3 protein-coding genes are annotated in these 3,349 nt (G+C 73.4%); all 3 read right to left on the minus strand.

The genetic code is table 11. The features are described 5' to 3' along the window. Positions 1–543: HAD family hydrolase (locus DW299_RS01885; RefSeq protein ID WP_136035437.1), on the minus strand; the 543-nt coding region annotated here is incomplete at its 3' end. Continuing rightward, the gene (locus DW299_RS01890) at positions 540–1,679 is read right to left on the minus strand and encodes a TIGR03364 family FAD-dependent oxidoreductase (protein WP_136035438.1); all 1,140 of its coding nucleotides are present in this window, start codon (positions 1,677–1,679) and stop codon (positions 540–542) included. The genes DW299_RS01885 and DW299_RS01890, both read right to left, overlap by 4 nt. Further along, positions 1,676–3,343: a phosphonate ABC transporter, permease protein PhnE gene (gene phnE, locus DW299_RS01895; protein ID WP_136035439.1), complete on the minus strand. Its 1,668-nt coding sequence runs from the start codon at positions 3,341–3,343 to the stop codon at positions 1,676–1,678. Before phnE ends, DW299_RS01890 begins: the two co-directional genes overlap by 4 nt. Between the last annotated feature and the right edge of the window lie 6 nt (positions 3,344–3,349).

Here is a 3,349-nt window from a genome sequence, read left to right on the forward strand (position 1 = left end):
CTGCACGTCGCTCACGGTGTCGCCGACCACCGCGACCGCGTGCACCGCCGAGGCCCCGCAGCGCAGGAGCGCGGCTAGCACGAGGTCGGGCGCCGGACGGCCGCGGCCCGCGTCCACGGGCGAGAGCGCCACGTCGACGAGGTCGCCCCATCCGAGCCCGTCGAGCAGCGCCTGCCGGGTCACTGGCGCGAACCCGGTGGTCAGGGCCACGGCGAGCCCGGCGTCCTTGAGGCTCCGGATCGCGTCCGCGGCCCCGGGGATCTCGGTCACGCCGTGTTCCGCGACGATCTCCGCATACGCGTCCTCGAACGCGGCCGTGGCGCGCTGCGCGGCGGCGAGGTCGCCGTCGGCGAGGTGCAGGAAGACGTCGAGCTTCGACTGCCCCATGGTGGCGCGCACGTGGTCGAGCGCCTCCTCCCACGGCAGCCGCGCGGCCACCCCGGTGCGCTCGGCGGCGCGCTGGAACGCCTGCTCCACCACGCCGTCGTCGCGCACGGTGGTGCCGGCCATGTCGAGGACGACGAGTTCGATCGGAGTGGTCATGGTGTTCCTTCCAGGGCGGGTGCCCGGCCGAGGGCCGAGGCGAGGGTGAGCTCGGCGAGTCCGAGCCCGCAGGTCATGCCGATGCCGGTGGTCGCGGCGATCACCAGGGTGCCGTCGTCGCCGCGGTCGACGAGGAACTCGCCCGGGGCCTTGGCGTACACGCCCTGCCACCGCTCGATCACGCGCGGCTCCGGCATGTCGAACAGCGCCAGAGCCTCCGCGAGGAACGCGGCGAACGCGGCCTCGGGCTGGAACGGCGCGGGAGCGGTCGCGGTCGCGTGCGAGTCGCCCAGGATCAGGGTGCCGTCGGGCAGCTGCGTGTACATCTGGTTGAGGTCGAGCGCGGCGAGGTCGGGGCGTTCGGCGTGCAGGCGCTCGCGCAGCGCCGCGGCCTGCGGGGTCGCGGCGAACCGGCCGTAGCGGATGAGCGACCACCCGGTGAGCAGGGGCGCGTCGAGCGGTCGCGGGAGGGTCGCCGCGACCCGCATCATGTCGAGGGCGCAGCGGGCGACACCGTGCCGCTCGGCGAACTCGGGCAGCAGCTGGTCGAGGTCGTGGTTCACGGCGACGACCACGACCCCGGCATCGATGCGACCGCGCGTGGTCTCGACCCGTCCGTCGGCGAGGCGGGTCGCGGCGGTGCGGAAGCGGAAGTCCACACCGTTCGCGGCGAGGTGGCGCACGATCGCGGCGGCCGCGGTGCGCGGATCGGTCTGCAGGTCGGCATCGATGAGCGCGCCACCGTGCAGCCCCTCCGCGCGCAGCGGCGCCCGGCGGCGCAGTTCGGCGCTGTCCAGCATCCGGATGCCGCCGTCGTGCGCCGCGGCCTCCAGCACGTCCAGCTCGTCCCGGTGCCTGGCGGCCACGAGCGTGCCGGACTCGCGCAGCCAGAACCCGGCGTCGCGGGCGAGCCGCAGCCACAGTTCGCGCGAGGTGTCGGCGTAGCGCCGCGCGTCTCCGCCCTGGGCGCCGATGCACAGGTGCCCGAAGTTGCGCACGGTCGCACCGACGGGCCGGTCGCTGCGGTCGAGCACGATCACGCGCAGCCCCCGGCGGACGGCGGCGTACGCGGCGCCGAGCCCCACGATGCCCGCACCGATCACGACCACGTCGGCGGTGTCGTTCGCGCGGGTCATCGGAACACCTTCCTCATCCACATCGCGAGACCCTCCACCGCGAGCACGGTCACCAGGATCATCAGGACGATCGCGGTCACCGTCTCGTAGCGGGAGCCCTGGCTGGCGTTCAGCAGGTAGTACCCCACGCCGCCACCGCCGACGATGCCCAGGATGGTGGCGGCACGGATGTTGGTGTCGAGCATGTAGAAGCTGTGCCCGATCAGCGCCCTGGTCCCCTGCGGCACGGTGGCGGCCGCGTAGGTCTGCAGGCGGGTCGCACCGACCGTACGCAGTGCGCGCTCCGGTCCGCGGTCGACCTCTTCGAGGGAGTCGGCGATGAGCTTGCCCAGCAACCCGATGCCGCCGATCGCGAGCGCGATGACGCCGGCCTGGGCGCCCAGTCCCGTGATGACGACGAGCACGATCGCGAGGATGAGCTCCGGGATGCCGCGGATGCCGACGAGCAGCAGGCGCGCGGTCCCTCGCGCGGCTCCGTTCGGGGCGACGTTGCGGGCGGCGAGCGAGCCGAGCAGCAGGGAGGGCAGCAGGGTGAGCACGGTCGCGGCGAGCGCGATCGCGACGGTCTCGCGCATGGCCTCCAGCATCGCGGGCGCGTCGTAGTTCCCGAACGACGGCGGCCAGAAGCGCGCGGCGACCTCGGGGAGCTTGGCCCAGAACGTGAAGAGGTCGAGCCAGGTGATCTGGCTCACCGCGACGCTGCCGATCACGACCAGGACGGCGGCGACCCCGGCGAGGGTGTGGCGCACGCGCTGCGCGGTCCAGGGGCGGCGGAGGGCGGTCTGCGGTGTCGCTGCCCACTCCGACCGGGCGGCGGTGGGCGCGGTCGTGCGGCGCAGCCGGGGGTGCACCAGGCGGTCCATCCAGGAGCGCGTCTGCCGCTGCTCGCCCAGCATGGCCCCGCGCACGAGGCTCGACACGACCTCCATCGCGATGCACAGCGCGAAGATCACGAGCGCGATGCCGAGACCCTTGCCGTAGTTGAGCGCCTTGAACGCATACGACATCTCCAGACCGAGCCCTGCGACGCCGACGTAGCCGAGGACGACGCTGCCGCGCAGGTTGATGTCGTTGCGGTGCAGCACGGTCGCGACCCAGCTCGGCAGCACCTGCGGGAGGATGCCGGCGGTGAACTCCTGCAGCTTCGAGCCGCCCGCGGCCCGGATCGCCAGCCGCGGACCCTCGTCGATCTGCTCGATCGCGTCGGCGAACATCTTGGAGATCATGCCGATCGAGTGGATGCCGATCGCGAGGATGCCGGGCAGGGTGCCGAGCGAGAACATCAGCACGAACGCCATCGCGAGCACCACGTCGGGCAGGGCGCGGGTCAGCACGCCGACGAACCGCGCCGCGGCGCGCCAGCCCGCTCCCGGGGTGGTGTTGGAGGCGGCGAGGTAGGCGATCGGCACCGACAGCACCGCGGCGAGCAGGGTGCCCACGAGCACGAGGCCCACCGTCAGCGCGATGAGCCACAGGAGCTCGCCGGGCTCCGGGAAGGAGAGGCCGCCGACGCGGGCCAGGAAGTTCTGCGCGTTGCCCCAGCTCTGCACCATCGCGGGGATCGAGATGTCGACGTCGCGCACCGCGAGCACACCGAGCACGACGAGCGCGACGAGCGTGAGTCCCGCGGCGATGCGCTCCGGCGAGGGCCGGCGACATCCCACCAGGAC

The organism is Microbacterium sp. K35, from assembly GCF_004794375.1.
Lineage (GTDB): Bacteria > Actinomycetota > Actinomycetes > Actinomycetales > Microbacteriaceae > Microbacterium > Microbacterium sufflavum.